Below are 18,333 nucleotides of genomic sequence, written 5' to 3'. Positions count from 1 at the left end.
CCCGAAAACACCACATTCACAAGAGAGTTGGCATCATGCACAGTCCATGATCGCAGCCAAGGACGCAGCGTCACCACCGACTACGGAACAGAGCCGTTGGCTGGACAGACCCTGGCCACGGCCACGCCGGCAACCCGGATGGCTCTCCGCGGCTCCCGAGGCGCCGGTGCGCAGCGTGGCGGCGGAGTTGGGATTCCGGTGCTGTGGGCTGCTGGTCTACGAGAAGTGGCCTCCGGCTGTGCCGGGCAGCGGGTCTTCGACCTCTGCGAGCAGTTGGGGTCCGTCGGAGCGGACGTTGCTGACGGTGGTGGCCACGGGGTGGACCGTCAGCTCGGCGGCCGGGGCGTGGAGCAGGTCGCGGAGGGGGCCGGGGTCTGTGGTGTCGGGGTCGAGCCAGGTGTCGAGGGCGTCGGGGTGGAGGGTGACCGGCATGCGGTCGTGGATGCGCCCGGCGGTGTCGGTGGCCTCGGTGGTCAAGATGGTGCAGGTGGCCAGCCATGCGGCCGGGTCGTCGTCGGGCACGGTGGGGTCGCGCCAGAACTCGTACAGGCCAGCCATCAGCAGTTGCTCGCCGTCGGGCCGGTGCAGGTAGTACGGCTGCTTGAACGCCTTGCCGCTGACGGTTGCCGGGACGGGCTTCCACTCGTAGTAGCCGTCGGCCGGGATGACGCAGCGGCGTTCCTTGAACGCCTTGCGGAAGGCGGGCTTCTCGTGGGCGGTCTCCACCCGGGCGTTGATCATCCGGGCGCCGGACTTCGGGTCCTTCGACCAGGACGGCACCAGTCCCCAGCGCAGTACCCGCACCTGCCGGGTGAGTTCACCGGTGTCGTGGTCGACGCGCTCCATGGCGGCGAGGATCCCGTCGGTGGGCGCCACGTTCCACGACGGTGCCAGCGTCTCGGTGGTCGGCCAGGAGCTGGCGCGCAGCAGCTGGGCGAGATCGGTCGGGGTGGTGGTGGAGACGAATCTGCCGCACATGCAGTCCATGGTGCCCGGCCGGGTGTCCGGCGCCCGGTCGGCCCGCCGGGAAGGTCACGTCGTGCTCCCGGGCTGGCGCTGTGGGACTCCTGTGCGCGGGGTTTGGGGTGCTGACGTTCCGCCAGCTTCTGAGTCACTAGCCGGAGTTGATCCGCGATGTTGCGTCGAGGGTCCTCTACCTGGAGTAATGCCACCAAACTGAGTCGAACATGCGATCGAATTGGGTCTACGCTGGAGGTCCCGGAGGGGAGCCGGGTGTCGACGATCGGGGGCTGAAACAGGACCTGGAGGTGGTGCTGCGGTGTTCACGCACCTGCGCGCGGCCTCTGGGTTCTCGCTCCGGTACGGCGCCTCCCATCCGCACCAGCTGGCTGAGCGTGCTGCCGAGCTGGGGATGTCGGCGCTGGCGCTGACCGACCGCGACACGGTCGGCGGCGCGGTCCGGCACGCGGCCGCCTGCACGGTGGCCGGGCTCCGTCCGGTGTTCGGCGCGGACCTGGCCGTTGCCCGCCTCACCCCGACCCATCCGGGCGGTCCCACTGCCGAGGGCCGCAGCGGCCCGGTGAAGGGCGGCGCGTTCGTCGATGAGAGCGCACCCCGCGCCGTCTTCCTCGCCCGCGACGCCGCCGGGTGGGCGTCGCTGTGTGCGCTGATCACCGCCGCACACGCCTTTCGCGCTGCAGCCGGCGGCGGACAACCGGTGGTGCCCCGCACCGCGCTGGAGGTGAGCACGGCCGGGCTGACGGTGCTGCTCGGCCCGGACTCCGAGATCGCGGCCGCGCTCGTCCAGGGCCGCCCCGACCTCGCCGAGCAGCTGCTGCTGCCGTGGCGGGAGCTCTACGGTCCGGCGCTGCGGCTGGAGGCCGTGCACCTCGGTCGGCCGGGCACCGGGGCCGGCTCACCGCGCCTGGCCGCCCGAACGGTCCGGCTCGCCGCCGACCTCGGCGTGGAGTGTGTGCTGTCCAACGCGGTCCGGTACGCGACCGCCGAGCGGGCACCGATCGCCGACGTCCTCGACTCCGCCCGCCTGCTCACCCCGATCCAGCCCGGCCGGACCGGCAGCCCCGAGCGGTACCTCAAGTCCCCGGCCCAGATGGCCGTGCTGGCGCGGGAAGTCGCGGACGCGGCCGGTCTCGGCGACGCCGGGGCGGCGGCGCTGCTGACCGCGACCGAGAGCACCGCGGCCGCGTGCCGCCTCGACCCGGTGCGTGACCTCGGCATCGGGTCGGTGCACTTCCCCGAGGAGCGCCTGGCCGGTGCGGCGCCGGGGCAGGCCGGTCCGGTGCTGCGCTCGCGCTGCGAGGCGGTGATGGCCTCGCGCAGGTACGACCGCTCCCCCACCGCCCGCCGGCGCCTGGCCGAAGAGCTGTCGGTGATCGAGACGCTCGGCTGGCCGTCGTACCTGCTGACCGTCGCCCAGGTGGTGGAGGACACCCGGGCGCTGGGCATCCGGGTCTCCGCCCGGGGCTCGGGCGCCGGCAGCCTGGTGTGCCACCTGCTCGGCATCGCCACCGCCATGCCCCTCGACCACGGCCTCATCATGGAGCGGTTCCTGAACGTCCGCAGGAAGTCGCTCCCCGACATCGACCTGGACGTCGAGTCCGCGCGGCGGCTGGAGGTCTACCGGGCGATCCTGGACCGGTACGGCCCGGAGCGGGTCGCGCTGGTCAGCATGCCGGAGACCTGGAAGGCCCGCGGCGCGATCCGCACCGCCGGCCTGGCGCTCGGCCTGCCCCCGGACGAGGTCGGCCAGCTGGCCAAGGCGTTCCCGCACTTCGGCGCCGCCGGGATCCGGCAGGCCCTCGCCGAGCTGCCCGAGCTGCGGGCCCTGGCCGCGCAGGCCGACCGGTACGGGAAGCTGTGGGAGCTCGCGGAAGGCCTGGACGGCCTGCACCACGGAATCTCAGCCCACCCCTGCGGCGTCCTGCTGTCCGACGACCAACTGCTGCAGCGCACCCCGGTCATCCCCACCCCGACCCAGGGGTTGCCGATGTCGGTCTTCGACAAGCACGACGTCGAGCCCCTGGGCTTCCTGAAGCTCGACGTCCTGGGCGTGAGGATGATCTCCGCCATGACCCACGCCGTCGCCGAGGTCGCCCGGGTCACCGGGGAAAGCGTCGACCTGGACACCCTGCCGCTGGACGACGGGCCGACCTTCGAGCTGCTCCGCGAGGGCGAGAGTTTGGCGGTTTTCCAGCTCGAGTCGCCCGGGCAGCGGCAGCTGCTGGGGCAGTCTCAGCCGCAGGTGTTCGAGGACCTGATCGCCCAGATCTCGCTGTTTCGGCCGGGTCCGGTCGAAGCAAAAATGATCCCCGACTACATCCGGGGCCGGCACGGCGCCCCGATCCGCTACCCGCACCCCGACCTCGAGCCGGTCCTGCGGGGCACCTACGGCGTGGTGATCTTCAACGAGCAGGTCACCATCTTGTTCGCGATCATGACCGGCACCGACCTCGCATACGGCGAGGAAGCCCGCCGCGCCCTCTCCACCCCCGACCGCCTGCCCAACCTGGAGAACTGGTACCGGACCCGGGCCGCCGCCAAGGGGTACACCCCTGAGGTCGTCGACCGGGTCTGGCAGATGCTGAAAAGCATGGGGTCGTACGGCTTCGCGAAGGCGCATGCCGTGGCGTTCGCGGTGCCGACGTACCAGAGTGCCTGGCTGAAGACGCATCACCCGGCGGCGCTGTACGCCGGCGTGCTGGAGCACGACCCGGGCATGTACCCGCAACGGGCCCTACTCAGTGATGCCCGCCGCCGCGGCGTGCCGATCCTGCCCCTGGACGTCCAGCACTCCAGCGCCCACTACCGCATCGAACCCGTCCCCGGCCGGGGGCTGGGGCTGCGGATGTCCCTTCGCGACATCCGCGGAATCACCGAGGACCAGGCCGAGCGCATCGAAGTCGGCCAGCCCTACGCGGATGTCCCCGACTTCTGGCAGCGCGCCCGCCCCACCCTTCCCGTCGCCCAGCACCTCGCCCGAACCGGCGCCCTCGACACCCTCGCGGCCGGCTCCCGCCGCAGGGAGATCCTGCTGCTCCTGGACGAGCTCCACCAGCAGCACCGCCCCGCCGACGGCGCGCCGCAGCAGCTCGCCCTCACCGACCCGGTCCCGCCGACCGGCGCCGGCCTGCCCGAGATGGGGACGGACGAGGAGTTGCAGGCCGAGCTGGACGCGATCGGCATGGACGCCTCCCGCAACCTGATGGCCGACCACCACCCGCTGCTGGAGCGCCTCGGCGTCACCTCCGCCACCGCCCTCGCCGACGCGAAGCACGGCGCCACCGTGCTGGTCGCCGGCACGAAAATCGCCATCTCCACCCCGCGCGGCCGAAACGGCGGACCGATCTTCGTCACCCTCGACGACGGCACCGCCGGACAGATGGTCGACCTCGTCGTCTTCCAGGACAGCCAGGAACGCTGCGCCGACACCGTCTTCCACCGCTGGCTGCTGCTGGTGCGCGGCACCGTCGCCCGCAAGGGCCGCTCCGTCAGCGTCGTCGCCACCACCGTGTGGGACCTGGCCCAGGTCGCCGCCGCCCACCAGGCCGGCGGCACCGCGGCGGTGCGCGACCTGCTCGCCCCCACCACCGACAACATTCCGGCAGCAGGCGCTCCGCAGGATGGCCGGCCGGGCGGCGCGGCACCGGCGTGGGGCGAGGTGCCCGGCCTCGGCAGCGGCGGCGCCGGACGGCTCTGGCACGCCTCGCCCGGTTCGGCGGGGTGATCCGGCATGCGGCAGCTGACTGTCCTTCACCTGCGCTTCCACGGCGTCGGCTTCGAGACCTACGGCGAAGTCCTCCAGAGTTTGGGCGACATCACCCCGGCTGTCCAAGCCCTGCCGCCCGACGGAGCGCTGGCCGACATCACCGGCGCCATCGGCTACTTCAAAGCCGACCCGGCCGAGCTGGCCGACCGAATCCAGACCCGCATCGCCGCCACCTTCGGCCTCACCGTGTCGGTGGGCGGCGGCCCGAACCGCATGGTCGCCACCATCGCCCTCGGTACCGTCCCGGCCGGGCAGGTCCTGATCGTGCCCGCCGACCAGGACGCGGTCACCGACTTCCTGGACGGGCAGCCCGTCACCGCACTGCCCGGCATCGGCCCGGCCCTCGCCGCCAAGTTCCACCGCTACGGCGTCCACACCATCCACGCCCTACGACTGCTGCCCCCGGCCACTGTGCAGCGGATCGCCGGCCGGTCCACCGGCCTGCTCCTCGCCCGGCGCGCCACCGGCCACGACCCGCGCACCATCACCCCGGCCGGACCACCCGCCACCATCACCGCCAAGCGCGCCTTCGACCACGACGTCCTCGACCCCGCCGAAGCCCAGCGGACCCTGCTCGCCCTGGCCGTCGAACTCGGAGCCCGCCTGCGCCACGACCACCAGGTCACCCGCCAGCTCGAACTCCAGATCACCTACGCCGACCGCACCCGCACCACCCGAACCCGCACCCTCACCGAACCAACCGGCCAGACCACCGCCCTGCAGGAGACGCTGTACGCGATGTTCGCTGCCCTGCGCCTGGAACGGGCCCGCATCCGGGCCCTCACCGCGCGGGCCGGCGGACTCGGCTCGGCCGGCGACGTCTACGTCCAGCTCACCCTCGACAAGAGCACCGAGGACGCCCGCCGCCTGCAACCCGCCGTCGACAAGGCCAACCGGCGCTTCGGCCAGCACGCCGTCCGTCCCGGAAGCCTCAGCAGCCCCCAACCCGAGCGCAGGCCTTCCCATCCACGGCTGTGAGCCACCTGGTGGCGCGGGCCCTGCGGGCCCGCTCGGCGTCGCCCTGGACGTAGGGCGAGTGGTGGCGAGACCTACTCAGAGGTGACGCCGGGCTCCGGCCGGTTGATGAGGCCCGCCGGACGCGCTCACATCGGGCAGCACCGGAGGCCGACATGCCGATGGCCGGATCTCCCCGCCTGTTCGGAGGGGTCCGGCCGTCTCGGTGGCGGAGCTTTAGGAGGTGACGTCGATGACGCGCACCGGCTGCCCCTTCCAGCGGGCCGGATCGGCGGTGGCGACGAACGCGCCGTCCGGGCGCTCCGGCGTCGGGGCGGCCGCGTAGCGGGTGTGGGCCTCGGCCCAGGTGCTCTCCTTCGCCAGCGCGAGGGCGGCCGCCAGGTCGAGGTCGAGGAGGGTGAGGCCGGGCAGTGCGGCGAGGTGCTCAGCGGTGCCCGGGCGGGTGCGGTCGGCTTCGACGAGAGCACAGGCGGGGGCGTAGAGATACCAGCCCGGCTCGGCGTGGGCGCGGTGGATGAGGCGGGAGGCGAGGACGTTGCCGCGGCCAGCGGCGACCATGGCGGTGTCGTCCAGGACGACGTGCAGGGCGGTCACTGGCCGCCGGCCTGGGCGAGGCGGCGGTCGAGTTCGGCGTCGAGCTCCTGGGTGTGCGCGGCATCGGGGTCGTAGCCGTTCCAGGCCTGAAGCGTCCTACGGGCCTGTTCGGCGCGTTCGGCGCGCTCATCGGGGGTGAGCAGGGTATCGGCGAGGCGGGCCAGGTAGGCGCGCAGGGACAGGTGCTCGGCGGCGGCGATCTCGGCGAGGCGGTCGCGGGTCTCGGCGGGGATGCGCACGTTGGCGTCGGCCATGGGTGCTCCTCTCGGGTCCACATCAGGATACGGGTACGTACCCGCATTGACCAGTTGGGTACGTACCCGTAAACGTACCCGCTATGCTCTGTGTTGGGGCGGGCCCGCCCGAAGAGACCCGAGACACGAAGGAGCAGTGGGTGGAGGAGCGGGGCGTCGTCCCGGCCGTGTTGAAGAGCACGGAGAGCACGGCGGTGCTGGAGCGGGTACTCGCTACCGGGCTCGGCCACGCGGTGGCGCAGGAGCGGCCGGTGGTGGTGTTCGTGGCCGGGCAGGCCGGCAGCGGCAAGACGCTGGTGGTGGACCTGGTGCACACGGCACTGGCAAGGCGGGGTGGGGCGGTGCGGGTCGACCGCGACGCCTTCAAGGCTCTCCACCCGCACTACCGGCGGTTCCTGGCGGAGGACGTGCGGACGGCCGGGGTGCGGGTGCGCACCGACACCTACAGTTGGCAGGCCCACCTGGAGGAGCGGCTGCGGCAGGGACGGTTCGACGCGGTGGTGGAGGCGGCACTGGGCCGCCCCGAGGACTTCCTGGCGGAGATCGCCGGGTACCGGCGGGCCGGGTACCGGGTTGAGATCGTGGCCCTGGCCGTGCCTGAGGCGCTCAGCCAGCTCGGTGTCCTGGACCGCTACCTGAATCTGGCCGTCGACGGCCGGGCCCGATTCGTGGGGTGGGACAACCAGGCCGCGTGCGCCGCCGTGCTGCCCGTCGCGCTCGCGGCGGTGGAGGCGGGGCGCCTGGCCGACAGGGTGTTCGTGGTGCGGCGCGGCACCGACACGGCACTGGAGAGCGTGTACGCCAACGAACTCGGCCCCGACGGACAGTGGCTCCGACCGGCCCGGGCGGAGCGGGCCGTGATCGCCGAGCACACCCGGCCATGGGACGCTGCAGTCACCGGTCGGTTCCGCCGGGAGCTGGCCGCCTGCGAGCGCCGCGTCCACGACCCCCGGATCCCCCAGGACTGGGCCCTGGCCGCCGGCCGGGACGCCGAGCGGGCCGCAGCGCTGGCCGAACCGGTGCGCCGCACCGCCCAGCCGCTGACGCGGGCACCCGGGGGTCGACTACCACCGTCTCTCGAAGGACGAGCACGACTTCGTCTTCGAGGCGGTGGTCGTGCCGACCATGCTGAACGCGATTACCAGCCAGGAGAGCCCGGTCGTGGTCTTCGTCGCCGGTCAGCCCGGCGCGGGCAAGACCCGGGCCGCCCACCTGGTCCGCCGCAGCGTGATGCGGCCGGTGCACCTGGCCGGCGACTACTTCAAGGTCCTGCACCCGGACTACCTCCAGCTGCTGCGCACCGATCCGCGCCGGGCCTCGGAGCCGATCCGCGCCGACTACCGGGCCTGGCAGGCGAAGGCCGAGGCCTACGTGCGCGAGCGCCGCGGGAACCTCGTCATCGAGACCACCCCCGCCGACCCCGCGCAGTTCGCCGCCGAGGCCATGAAGTTCCGGCGGGCCGGCTACCGGGTGGAGCTGCTGGTCCTGGCCGTACGCGCCGCCGACTCCCGCCAGGGCACCGCCCACCGCTACGCCCGGGTGACCCGGCTCGGCGTACCCGGCCGGTTCACCACCGCCAACGGCCACGACGCGCACTACCGGGTACTGCCCGACGTCGTCGCGGCCGCCGAGGAACTGGCGGTGGTCGACCAGGTCACCGTGATGCGACGCGACACCAGCGCACTCCACAGCAGCCGGCCCACCAGCGGCGGGCGCCGGCCCGGACACCGGGCTGCGGCGCTGGCGCTGCTCGCGGAGCGGTCCCGTCCCTACACCGAGGAGGAGGCGGCCAGGTTCTGGGCCGTCCAGCGCGAGCTGCACACGGCGATGCCGCAGTACCGCGACGACCTGGTCGCCATCAGCGCCCAGGCCCTCCCGCTCATGCCAGCCTCCCGGCAGCCGCGCCGACTCGACGCGCCTGCCGGGGAAGCCGCGCTGTGCCCAACCCGTCGCGGCACCTGACCCGACCCAAGGCAGAGCGCGACGCCACGCTAACTCGATCACCAATCAGAGCCGCTGCCGTCGAAGGCGCGTCCGCTCTATGGCTCTTTCCGGACGCTCAAAATCGCCGTTCCTTGCTTGCCTGGTACCACTCGATGATTGACTTTTGAGCTTCTGCGGCCTGGCTCAGCTCCCGAATGCCGGTGGCGACCAGACTGTTGTCATTCTGGTCAAGGCCTGCCAGGCAATCTCGGCTGCTCGCGGCTCCCATCGTGGTGAATGTCCACCAGATCGACTGCATCCGCGGGTCTGGGATTGGAAAGTATGCGTTGGCGTCCCGCGCGGCCTTTCCGAACTCGACACAGATCCGGGGAAGCCGTGACCGGATCAGCGCATCACCGTCCACCGACTGTTGTGCCTCCGTCCCGAGAGCACGCAGTTGTTCGGAGAGTGTGTAGTAGCGGCCAAGCAGCTTCTGGCCGCCCAGGCTGTACCAAGCATCTGCCTGCCCCGCAGCTTCCCCTGCGGCGAACCTCGGATGCATGGTCGGTATCGGGTAGGCCGCTGCTACCCGGGCACTTGGCTGTGGATAGGGGAGGAACAGGATTGCCCCAGGGGGCCCGATGGCTCCAGCGCACAGTGCTCCCACTACCAGGCGGCGCGGCAGTACCCCTCGGAGTTCCTTCTTGGGGGGACGAACCGCCAGGCGTGTCCGTCTGCTGAACGCACTTCGAGCGACGGCGGTAATGGCAGCTGAGGCGAAGCCCACGATGGTGGCGAGGATGAGAAGGATGCCGAGAAGGAAATGGAAGGCCTGCCAGATCGCAACCGGTCGCCAGTCGCAGGTGTCGGTGAACGTGCTGATGGCCTGGATGCAACCGTCTGACGCGGTCAGCACCCATGCGCCGCCGCAACCCACCAGTACTGCGGTGTGGCCCGCGACGAGCGCGGCGAGCAGCCGGTATTGGCCGACAAGCAGGGTCGTGGCAGCGGCGGCGACCACGACGCCTGCCAGAACGGCAACGCAGACCCAGTACTGGAACAACATGCCCACCCCAATTCCACGGAGCGAGGGGGGTGGCTGCCAGGCGTGCATGTGAGCCTTCAGGCTTGCGACGCCGACCCAGCACAGGACGCCGCCGAGCAGTCCTGCGAGCAGTGCGCGGCGGAGCCGCGGTAACGGCTTGGCAGGAACCGCCGACTCGTCGGTGCCTAGTGTGGAGGGAAGGCCCGGGCCCAGCGCCAGCGGTCGAACCGTCCAGGCCAGCAGCGGCGTTAGCCACAGCCCGGCAACCGCCGGCAGCGCAAGCGGAACGGCAACCGTAGTGGACAGCAACCCGCCGGTGTTCACGGCCACAGCGATGGCCGCGGTGTACTCCCCCGCTGGATCCGTTGGCAGGCGTTCGGCTCCCCCGAGGACGTTGGTCAGCAGCCCCGGTGTGTTCGCGAGGATCACACCGTAGTCCTGCCACCACCAGAACCATGCACACAAGGCGAAGCACGCTCCCAGGGCGACCAGCAGCATCGGCGGGTGAAGCGTCCGGCCTCGCCAGACAGTGGCCCACAGCTGGGAACACTGGGCGGCCCACCAGGCGAATGCCAGTCCCGCGAACAGCACCAGCGCAAGCATCACGGGCTCACCGGGCAACCACCGGTTGATCGCGATGCGATTCTCGAACAGTTCACCGACTGTCATCCCGACGCCCAGCCAGAGGCCCGCCCATGCCCCGGAGAGCCGACGCCGGGCGGTCAACAGCCGGTGAACCGCCGACCGCCACACGGCGATGCCTGCGACCCCGGCGACGAGCGCGGCAGGCGCGAGGGACATCACCAGATTCCGCGGCCACGAAGTGACGTCGATGCCGTCTGCGACGCCGAATTGCCAAAGCTGGCCGTTGACCAACATGGCGGCTGCCCCCGTCAGGAACATCAGCAGCGCTGGTACCTCGAACAGCGAGGTGGAGCCCGCCAGTACCTCTCTGCGAATCTCCCACTGCGGGTGCGTGCGCCAGAGTTCAAGGAACGAGCGCAGTGCGCGAACTGGCGCAGGCACGGCTTGAGCTGGTGCGACAGCACCCCAGATCCGCAGGCTGGCGCCCCAGCGGGCAGCGGTGAGATCGGCGTGGAGCTCCCTGCTGCGCAGCACGTCCGACCGCGCCAGATAGACAACTGCCGTCATGAGTAGCGGGAGAACGAGGGCACGCCATGCTGGCGCGGAGATGTCGTAGAAGTGTGATTTCGAGTTATTTGCGTTGAAAATAAGGATACTGAAGCCCACCGCGTAGGGAACGAGTACGGCGGCGATGAACGTCCGCCAGAGCGCGACCGTGGCGTAGGTGAGAGTGATGTCACCGTTGCGGATGTGAGCCAGCTCGTGCAGCAGTACCGCTTCGAAGTCCTCCGGTGTACTGGTTCTCCGAGTGAGCAGACCACCGTGCAGGCATACGGTCGGCCGACGGTTGCGACCGAACACCGTAGCTCCGGTTGAGGCCGCGGAGGGATCAACGACGAATCGTGGCATGCGCCTCAACCCGGCTACCTGTACCAACTGCTCCAGTTGACGCAGGATCAAGCCCTCGTGATCAACCGCCTTCAAAGGGACAACCCGGCTACGGCGGTTCTTCCAGAGCGGGATGACGAAGAAGAGCCCGCAGGCCAGGACCAACAGGCTGACCGGCACCGCAGGCGCGAGCCATTCGGGTAGCTGCCAGTGCTCGGCGGTGCAGGCCTGATAGGCAGCGCTGTGAAGAACTTCGGTGCTGGGCGCCTGGCTGGTGGCGACTCCGGCAGCCTTCAGGCACTCAGATCCCCTGTTGAGTCCGGCAGCGGTGAGCGCCAGTACCAGCATGGAGCTGCTGCTCGCGAGCATCAGGGTGACCAGCAGCACGAAGCGCATGGTCGTGCCGGCGGGTATCACCCGCCCCTCCGGATTCATCCGGGGAGCCTCGGTTGCCACGGCGGTCAGCTCTCGTCAACCGGGTCGGCTGGACTTTCCGGAGATGGATCAGCCGCCGCAACCGCCAGGCGGGCCACGACAGCATCAGCGACCGCCTCGGCACAGTCCGACGACAGACCGCGTTGGGACGCGCTTTCCAATACACGTGCACGCACCTCCGCGAGCTGCCCGGGAGTCAGCGCAGGAATGGCCAGCGGTCCGGCAGACCTGCGCAGCACCCTTCGGAGCAACGTCCGGGTGCCACTGAGCGTCCCGTCGACTGCGGACTCCGCGAACTTCCTCGCGGTCTGGTCAAGGACCAGCCACACCACCGGTGTCACCAGCGTTGCCAGCTCGCCAAGGCCAAACCCGAGCGGTTCACGTCGCCCACCCCGTGGACGTAGCCGGCGCACCGCCGTCGCGTCATCGAACTGAGCCAGGCCATCCACCAAGACGAGCTCCGCCGGCGCGATGTCCGCCACGACCTCGCGGACCACGTCCCGAACCCTGACCTGCCCGGCCCTGTCCGCACTGCTACCGGACGAAGCTGTTCCCCGGACCATTGCGCCCCCCGCAAATCGGTCGTGTGCCGTACAACCACGGCAGCACAGGAGGCTAGCGGCTCAACTCCCCACCAGGACTAGGCTTTAACGAACTTGTGGTGCATGTGCATGATGAGTCATCTCCAACAAGAACCTCGGAAGCCACCTGCCCGGCGTGGTGCGACGAACCATGTCAGTTCTCGCCACCCCGCAGGATCTTCAGGTGCTCGGTGTACAGCTCGGTGATGCGGACGACCTCCGTTGCACTGGCGTCGGCGAGCCGCTCCCGGTCCTCGCCGCACTCCCGGATCTGCGCGGCCAGCTCTCGCTGACGCTGCTCGTCTCCCGAGCGCCGGGCGGCCATCAGCTGGCGGCTGTACCAGACGATGACGGCGCCGATGGTCTCCTGGGCGACATCGACGGAGCCGTCGCCGTCACCCGGTGACGGGGACGGTACGGAAGGGGGATTGTCCACGGCGAACCACCTCAAGGAGCCTTGACAGGTCATGGCCGGGAAGGTGCTGGCCCAGGCCCGGTCGGGCCAGTGACCGGCTCTTACCGGCCCGTTTCCGTTCGATCCTGCCGCTTGAAGCGGTGAACGGCATAAATTGGGCGCAGATCATCCTGTCCTTGGGGGGACTTTCATGGCCGACCTTCGCGCGCTGTTCAGCTCCAACGACCCGGTCGACAGCGCCGGGGCGTTCACCAACCGCGAGCAGCAGTGGTCCCTGGTAGCCACCGCCGTGGAGGAGCACCTGCGCACCATCGCCTCCCCCGGCTTCGACGTCGAAGACCTCGAGCAGCCGCGGACCCACGTGATCGCCTTCCACGGCGTCGGCGGCGTCGGCAAGAGCACCCTGCTGCGCAAGCTCGAGGCGTCCCTGAGCGTCGACGGCCAGCGGCCCCAGCAGTGGGGTGCCGGCATCGGGGCGGGCGAGCGACTACTGCCGATCCGGATCGACCTGTCCCGCTCCGCCTCCACCGGGAGCGACTTCGAGCGGGTCGTCCTCAGCATTCGGCTCGCCCTGGCCGGCGCCGTCGGCCTTCCGCTGCCCGGCTTCGACCTGGCGCTGCGCCGCTACTGGGACGCCCAGCACCCCGGCGAGCCGCTGGAGGAGTACATCCGGCGCACCGGGCTGATGGGCAAGGTCGGCGAGCTGCTGCCCGACCAGCTGAGGGCCTCCGTCAGCGAGATCGCCGGATCGCTGCAGCTGCCCGGCCTGGTCGGCTCGGCCGCCGGGCAGGTCGCCACCGCGCTGGTGGGTGCGCTGCGCGAGCGCCGCGCGCGGGCCCGCGCGCTGGCCGGGGCGGCGCGGACCGCGGCGCTGCTGGAGGCGGAGCCGGACCTGGAGGCGCTGTCCTTCTACCCGCACCTGCTGGCGTGGGAGATCAGCCGCCTGCCCGCGAAGAAGGCCGTGGTCCCGATCCTGCTGTTGGACACCTTCGAGGACACCGAGGACCGGCACCGCGACCTGGAGCGGCTCCTGCAGCGGCTGGTGTGGCTGATGCCGAACATCTTCTTCGTCATCGCCGGCCGCAACCGGCTCGCCTGGGGCGAGACCTCGTTGGAGGGGCAGCTGGACTACACCGGCCCCCACGCCTGGCCGGGCCTGGCGCCGCACGGCCAGCAGCCCGCCCGCACCGCAGGTGGCAGGCGGCAGCACCTGCTCGGGGACTTCTCCCCCGCCGACTGCGAGCACTACCTCGCGCAGCGGCTGACCCGCGACGGCCAGGCGCTCATCCCCGAGCCGGTCCGCGCGGTCATCACGGAGCGTTCGCACGGCCTGCCGCTGCACCTGGACCTGGCCGTCGCCCGCTTCCTCGAGATCCGCCGCACCCGCCCACCCGTCGCATCCGACTTCGACCACACCTTCCCCGCGTTGATCGCCCGGACGCTGTCCGACCTCACCGCCGACGAGCGCCACGTGCTGCGCTCCGCGTCCCTGCTGGACGCCTTCGACGTCGACCTCGCCACCCAGGCCGCCGACCTCACCCACCAGGCCGCCGCCCGCCGGCTCGTGGAGCGGCCGATGATCAGCGAAGACCCGTACGCGATCTGGCCCTACCACCTGCACGGCGCCATCCGCGCCGCCCTCCAGGCCGACGACACCACCGCCGCGGACCGCTGGACCGAAGCCGACTGGCACCAGGCCGCAGTCCGGGCACTGGCCGCCCTCGGCTCGCAGTGGCGCACCTCCCGCGCCCCGGCCAAGGACCGGGCCTGGCTTGTCGCCTGCCTTCGCCAAGGCCTTCGCCTGGCCCGCGACCACCACCTGGACGACCTCGCGTGGCTCACCGACGCCGCGTTCGACTATGTGGACGACTCGGTCTGGGAGCCGATCGCCCCACCAGCCCCCGCCCGCACACCTTGAACCGCTCCGGGTTTGACCGAGACTTCCATATTTGGAAGATTTGAACCTGTTATGCGAAAGCCATACCCGAAGGACGTCCGGGACCGGGCCACGCGCCTGGTGCTCGAGACGCGTGATCAGTACAAGACCGAGTTCGAGGCGATCCGCTCGATCGCCGCCAAGCTGGACGTGGGCGCCGAGACGTTGCGCAAGTGGGTCCGCCAGGCCGAGGTCGACGGCGGTCACCGGCCCGGCACCACGACGGAGGAATCCGCCGCGATGAAAGCCCTGAAGCGGGAGAACGCCGAGCTCAAGCGGGCCAACGAGATCCTCAAGGCCGCAGCGAGTTTCTTCGCGGCCGAGCTCGACCGGCCACACACACGCTCGTAGCGTTCATCGACGAGCACCGGGACCGCTTCGGCGGAGTCGAGCCGATCTGCAGGACCCTCACCGAACAGGACTGCAGCATCCACCCGTCCACCTACTACGCCCACAAGAAGGGCAAGCCGTCCGCCCGCGCGGTGCGAGATGCGGAGCTGACCGAGGCCATCACACGGATCCACCGCGAGAACTACGACGTCTACGGGGTCCGCAAGATGTGGGCCGCCCTCAAGCGGGCCGGCCACACCGACGTGGCCCGCTGCACCGTCGAGCGGCTGATGAAGGCCGCCGGCCTGACCGGAGCCGTGCGCGGGAAGAAGGTCCTCACCACCGTTCAGGACGAGGACAAGCACGTCCAGCGGGCCCCGGACCGGCTCAAGCGGCAGTTCGTCGCCCCCGCCCCGAACCGGGTCTGGGTCGCGGACTTCACCTACGTGCAGTCCTGGTCCGGCACCGTCTACGTCGCCTTCGTCGTCGACACGTTCTCCCGCCGGATCGTGGGCTGGTCGGCCGCCACCAACAAGCGCACCCCACTGATCCTGTCGGCGCTGGAGATGGGCCTGTGGCAGCGCGACCGGGCCGGAAACCCAGTCCGGGCAAGGGAGTTGATCCACCACAGCGACGCCGGTTCGCAATACACCAGCTTCCGCCTGGCCACCCACCTGGCGAAAGAAGAGATCGCAGCGAGCATCGGTACCGTCGGCGACGCCCTCGACAACGCCCTGATGGAATCGATCATCGGCCTCTACAAAACCGAGGTCATCAACCCTCGCGGACCCTGGCGCACGCTGGCCGACATCGAGATCACCACCGCCGAGTGGGTCGAGTGGTTCAACCACACCCGACTCTTCAGTGAACTCGGCCACATCCCACCCACCGAATACGAAGCCAACTACTACCAGCACCACCCAAATCTGCAGGTCACAGCCACACTCTGAAGTCTCGAACGAACCCGGAGCGGTTCAGCTCGAGTGGACTCCTGCGTCGGCCGTTTGGGTCTCGTATGAGGATGTCCCATCCCACATCGCCAGTGCCGCTTCAGAGGCCCACGCTTGCTTGAGCATCAACGCCTACCGCGGCGCGGTCGCCCTGGCCAGGGCTGTGGTCGAAGCCACCGCCAAAGACAAGCGCATCGTCAACGGGACGCTCGTGGCGAAAATCGACGCGCTGGCGGAGCAAGGCCACATCCGGCCGATCACCAAGGAAGCCGCCCACGAGGTCCGTCACGGCGGGAACGAGGTAGCTCATGGAGATCTCGCCGGAGAGCCGCTCTCGGAGGACGACGCGGCGTCGATCGTCACGCTGATGGACGAGATCCTCAACGAGGTCTACCAAGGCCCAGCCAAGATGGAGCGGCTCAAGGCACAACGCCTTGCCCGGAAACAGGCGAACCAGGCCGGGTCCCTCACGCAGACGGCACCGGGCCCCGAGTCCGGCTCACCGTGAACGCCGCAGCCCCTGACAGCCCTGCCATCGAACTGTCGCACGCCGAGCTGGAGCACCTGCTCGCCGGAGTCGAGCAGGACCTCACGGACTTCCTCTCCCTCGCCGTGCACTGGGCAGCTGAGCAGTTGCCCGGGCAGTACGCCGGGCCGGTCGCGGCCGCCCTGGGCCGCCTGTTCGCACCGGCCAACTGACTGACACACCGTCAAGACGGCGGCCCGCCAGCGGGCAGACCTGGCGGCGGCAGCCTGAGGGGGTGCGGGTCGGTGACAGCACCGACGCCGAGGTCGATGAAGGCGAGCGAGCGAGCGGGCTGGTTGATCAGCATCTGCTCGAGCCTGGTCGCCGACGTCCCCGCTGCCTGGTTCTGACCCGGCCGGGGCTGCCGAACAGTGCTGGTCACAGGAGCCGTCGGCGTCAGGCGCAGGCCGGAGGCCCCGGCACGCCGGCCAGGCACGCCTGGACCTCAAGGGCGCCGAGGGGCATCCTCCCGCCGGGGCTGCCCCCGATCCCGGTCACGTCCGCCGGCCCCATCGTGGTGGCGGGACCGGCTCGCTGCCACCCTCCACCAGCGGCACGTGCAGGCCCTCACACTCCCACTCATGTGCCCTGTCGCCACCGAGGCCCTGGCAGTTCTCGCACTCCGTCCGCGATCGGGCACCCGGCATCCAGCCGGTACCTCGGCAGTTCAAGCAGCGACCGTCGGCTGCCCCGCAGGTACACATGGCGGCCGCCAGGTCAGCCGCTTCGAGAAGGTAGTCGTCATCCATGAAGAGCCCAACGCCAGAGGGCGCCCGGGCGTACCGGGCAGGGCCAACACCGCATCACCGGACGCGCGCTGGCCCGCTCCTCTCCAAGGCATCGGGCACAGCGAAGCCCTGGATACACCGGCCGACTCTTTCCCAATCTCGAAAAACACCTTCTGGAGCTGCCACAGGGGCCGGAGCTTCGACCTCACACCCCTGCTCGGCATCCGACCTCACCATCCATCTCCAGGGCCCAGACGACGTCACCGGGGCCGAGCGCTTCCCCGCAGGAACTGTCAGCCGCGCGCGCCGGCCCCGTACTTGACGGACGGTCCGGGGCGCGCGGCCACAACGACTGTGGGCATCTGGTGGTGCTACGTCGTGAGGTTGGATCGCGCAGCTGGGGGCCACGTGCCGGCGAACATTCTGGTCACTGTGGGGGTGGTGGGGAGTCTGGCCCAGATCGTCTTACCGGCTGCGCTCTGGTGGGAGAAGCCCCAGGCGTGGCTGAGGGCTGCCACCATGTGCAGGCCGCGGCCTGTCTCGCTCGTGAGGGCGGGGCTGGCCAGGACCGGTTCGCCGGGGCCGTAGTCGGTGACAGCGCAGAACAGGGTGCCCGCGGAGTCCATCAGGGCCAGCCAGCCGATGTGTTGGGGGGTGGGTTGGGTTGTGGGGGCCGCGGTCGGTGCGGCGTGGCCGAGAACGTTGCTGACCAGTTCGTTGACGATGACTGTGGCGTCGTCCGCATAAGGGCCCAGGGCCCACTTGGCGAGGGTTTGCTGGGTGAAGTTGCGGATGGTGCGGAGGCTGCCGGCCTGCCGGATCAGTCGGTGGGCGGCGAACCGGGGAACGCCAAGGCCCATCGCCAGGCCCCAGTCGAAGCGGGTCTTCTCAGTTGTAAGAGCAAGTGCACTGGCGCCGATGCCCATTGCCTCTTCTTTCTTCGTTTGTTCATTTTTATAGATGGCCCAACTTTTGACCTATTGCCATATTTTATTGATAGCGGCGACACTCGTTCGGGGGACAGTACACCTCCTGTGGCGGTCGCTAGTATTCCACCTGCCCTTCCGTGCACTTGCAGATGCAATTGCACGGAAGGGCAGGTGGTCGGCAGCCGAGCATGGCCACCGAGGAAGCTCTTCAGACCGAAAGAGGGAACTGATGCACGCCAACGGGGTCCCGGCCTCCTCGATCGTTGCCCACTGGATCAAGAGCTTCGCGAGCAGCGCCAACGGCAACTGCGCCGAGCTGGCAAAGCTGGCGGACGGCACCGTGGCACTCCGCAATTCTCGCGACCCCGAGGGGCCCGCGCTGATCTTTTCGCGACCGGAGATGGAAGCGTTCATCACAGGAGCAAAGAACAACGAGTTCGATCACTTGGTTGCCTGACCCTGCACTGAATTGATCATTTTTCCCGCTGCACC

Annotated in this window: 16 protein-coding genes and 1 pseudogene; 9 read left to right on the top strand and 8 right to left on the bottom strand. The window is 70.1% G+C overall.

The window, feature by feature from the left end; translation table 11 throughout:
* Positions 1–216: 216 nt before the first annotated feature.
* Positions 217–978, bottom strand: coding sequence for an SOS response-associated peptidase (locus ACIRPK_RS33945; protein WP_403046009.1), 762 nt, complete (start codon positions 976–978; stop codon positions 217–219).
* 301 nt (positions 979–1,279) lie between these two features.
* Between ACIRPK_RS33945 and ACIRPK_RS33940 the strand changes: the two genes are divergently transcribed.
* Together ACIRPK_RS33940 and ACIRPK_RS33935 are read left to right on the top strand one after the other, a co-directional pair.
* Positions 1,280–4,705, top strand: a complete 3,426-nt coding sequence (locus ACIRPK_RS33940; RefSeq protein WP_403046007.1) for a DNA polymerase III subunit alpha — start codon at positions 1,280–1,282, stop codon at positions 4,703–4,705.
* Positions 4,706–4,711: 6 nt separating this feature from the next.
* Positions 4,712–5,725 carry a hypothetical protein gene (locus tag ACIRPK_RS33935; RefSeq protein ID WP_403046004.1) on the top strand — a complete coding sequence of 338 codons (1,014 nt, stop codon included), beginning with the start codon at positions 4,712–4,714 and terminating at the stop codon, positions 5,723–5,725.
* A gap of 213 nt (positions 5,726–5,938) precedes the next feature.
* On the opposite strand, the gene ACIRPK_RS33930 is transcribed toward ACIRPK_RS33935, so the two are convergent.
* A complete protein-coding gene (locus tag ACIRPK_RS33930) occupies positions 5,939–6,307 on the bottom strand; it encodes a hypothetical protein (protein WP_403046014.1) in 369 nt (122 codons plus the stop codon).
* Between the two features lie 5 nt (positions 6,308–6,312).
* Entirely contained in the window at positions 6,313–6,570 is a 258-nt protein-coding gene (locus tag ACIRPK_RS33925) for a hypothetical protein (RefSeq protein WP_403046001.1), read from the bottom strand.
* Positions 6,571–6,653: 83 nt separating this feature from the next.
* Between ACIRPK_RS33925 and ACIRPK_RS33920 the strand changes: the two are divergent.
* Positions 6,654–7,295, top strand: a pseudogene (locus ACIRPK_RS33920) (zeta toxin family protein); the annotation flags it as partial.
* Between the two features lie 400 nt (positions 7,296–7,695).
* Positions 7,696–8,532: a zeta toxin family protein gene (locus tag ACIRPK_RS33915; protein WP_403045999.1), complete on the top strand. Its 837-nt coding sequence runs from the start codon at positions 7,696–7,698 to the stop codon at positions 8,530–8,532.
* Positions 8,533–8,629: 97 nt separating this feature from the next.
* Here the strand turns inward: ACIRPK_RS33915 and ACIRPK_RS33910 are convergent, their stop codons facing one another.
* The 3 genes from ACIRPK_RS33910 to ACIRPK_RS33900 all read right to left on the bottom strand — a co-directional run bounded on the left by ACIRPK_RS33910 (position 8,630) and on the right by ACIRPK_RS33900 (position 12,463).
* Complete coding sequence (locus ACIRPK_RS33910) at positions 8,630–11,467, bottom strand: M48 family metallopeptidase (protein WP_403045996.1); 2,838 nt, start codon at positions 11,465–11,467, stop codon at positions 8,630–8,632.
* 5 nt (positions 11,468–11,472) lie between these two features.
* On the bottom strand, positions 11,473–11,943 hold the full coding sequence (locus tag ACIRPK_RS33905; RefSeq protein WP_403045994.1) for a hypothetical protein: 471 nt from the start codon (positions 11,941–11,943) through the stop codon (positions 11,473–11,475).
* Positions 11,944–12,181: 238 nt separating this feature from the next.
* On the bottom strand, positions 12,182–12,463 hold the full coding sequence (locus ACIRPK_RS33900) for a hypothetical protein (protein ID WP_403045992.1): 282 nt from the start codon (positions 12,461–12,463) through the stop codon (positions 12,182–12,184).
* A 169-nt stretch (positions 12,464–12,632) separates the two neighbouring features.
* Here ACIRPK_RS33900 and ACIRPK_RS33895 point away from each other — a divergent pair, with 169 nt between their 5' ends.
* The 4 genes from ACIRPK_RS33895 (at position 12,633) to ACIRPK_RS33880 (ending at position 16,357) form a co-directional block, all read left to right on the top strand.
* Complete coding sequence (locus ACIRPK_RS33895) at positions 12,633–14,360, top strand: hypothetical protein (protein ID WP_403045989.1); 1,728 nt, start codon at positions 12,633–12,635, stop codon at positions 14,358–14,360.
* 51 nt (positions 14,361–14,411) lie between these two features.
* Positions 14,412–15,658, top strand: a protein-coding gene (locus tag ACIRPK_RS33890) for an IS3 family transposase (RefSeq protein ID WP_403046012.1) whose coding sequence is annotated in 2 segments (ribosomal slippage) — positions 14,412–14,685 and positions 14,685–15,658 — 1,248 coding nt in all. Because the reading frame shifts where the segments join, the coding sequence is not laid out codon by codon here.
* Positions 15,573–16,166, top strand: a complete 594-nt coding sequence (locus ACIRPK_RS33885) for a DUF4145 domain-containing protein (protein WP_403045987.1) — start codon at positions 15,573–15,575, stop codon at positions 16,164–16,166. Before ACIRPK_RS33890 ends, ACIRPK_RS33885 begins: the two co-directional genes overlap by 86 nt.
* Positions 16,163–16,357, top strand: coding sequence for a hypothetical protein (locus ACIRPK_RS33880; RefSeq protein ID WP_403045984.1), 195 nt, complete (start codon positions 16,163–16,165; stop codon positions 16,355–16,357). The genes ACIRPK_RS33885 and ACIRPK_RS33880 overlap by 4 nt, the downstream gene beginning before the upstream one ends.
* 11 nt (positions 16,358–16,368) lie before the next feature.
* Here the strand turns inward: ACIRPK_RS33880 and ACIRPK_RS33875 are convergent, their stop codons facing one another.
* Complete coding sequence (locus ACIRPK_RS33875) at positions 16,369–16,491, bottom strand: hypothetical protein (protein ID WP_403045982.1); 123 nt, start codon at positions 16,489–16,491, stop codon at positions 16,369–16,371.
* A gap of 792 nt (positions 16,492–17,283) precedes the next feature.
* Positions 17,284–17,838: an ATP-binding protein gene (locus ACIRPK_RS33870; RefSeq protein ID WP_403045980.1), complete on the bottom strand. Its 555-nt coding sequence runs from the start codon at positions 17,836–17,838 to the stop codon at positions 17,284–17,286.
* Between the two features lie 232 nt (positions 17,839–18,070).
* Here ACIRPK_RS33870 and ACIRPK_RS33865 point away from each other — a divergent pair, with 232 nt between their 5' ends.
* Positions 18,071–18,298, top strand: coding sequence for a DUF397 domain-containing protein (locus tag ACIRPK_RS33865; protein WP_403045977.1), 228 nt, complete (start codon positions 18,071–18,073; stop codon positions 18,296–18,298).
* Positions 18,299–18,333 lie beyond the last annotated feature (35 nt).

This window comes from Kitasatospora sp. NPDC101801 (assembly GCF_044766665.1).
GTDB lineage: Bacteria > Actinomycetota > Actinomycetes > Streptomycetales > Streptomycetaceae > Kitasatospora.
Note: the sequence above shows the minus strand (reverse complement) of the source record. Positions and strands in the feature narration are given on the sequence as shown.

Coding starts and splice junctions, on each gene's coding strand:
- ACIRPK_RS33945 (WP_403046009.1), bottom strand. CDS start 978: ATGTGCGGCAGATTCGTCTCCACCACCACCCCGACCGATCTCGCCCAG.
- ACIRPK_RS33935 (WP_403046004.1), top strand. CDS start 4,712: ATGCGGCAGCTGACTGTCCTTCACCTGCGCTTCCACGGCGTCGGCTTC.
- ACIRPK_RS33925 (WP_403046001.1), bottom strand. CDS start 6,570: ATGGCCGACGCCAACGTGCGCATCCCCGCCGAGACCCGCGACCGCCTC.
- ACIRPK_RS33915 (WP_403045999.1), top strand. CDS start 7,696: ATGCTGAACGCGATTACCAGCCAGGAGAGCCCGGTCGTGGTCTTCGTC.
- ACIRPK_RS33895 (WP_403045989.1), top strand. CDS start 12,633: ATGGCCGACCTTCGCGCGCTGTTCAGCTCCAACGACCCGGTCGACAGC.
- ACIRPK_RS33875 (WP_403045982.1), bottom strand. CDS start 16,491: ATGCTGATCAACCAGCCCGCTCGCTCGCTCGCCTTCATCGACCTCGGC.
- ACIRPK_RS33870 (WP_403045980.1), bottom strand. CDS start 17,838: ATGGGCATCGGCGCCAGTGCACTTGCTCTTACAACTGAGAAGACCCGC.
- ACIRPK_RS33865 (WP_403045977.1), top strand. CDS start 18,071: ATGCACGCCAACGGGGTCCCGGCCTCCTCGATCGTTGCCCACTGGATC.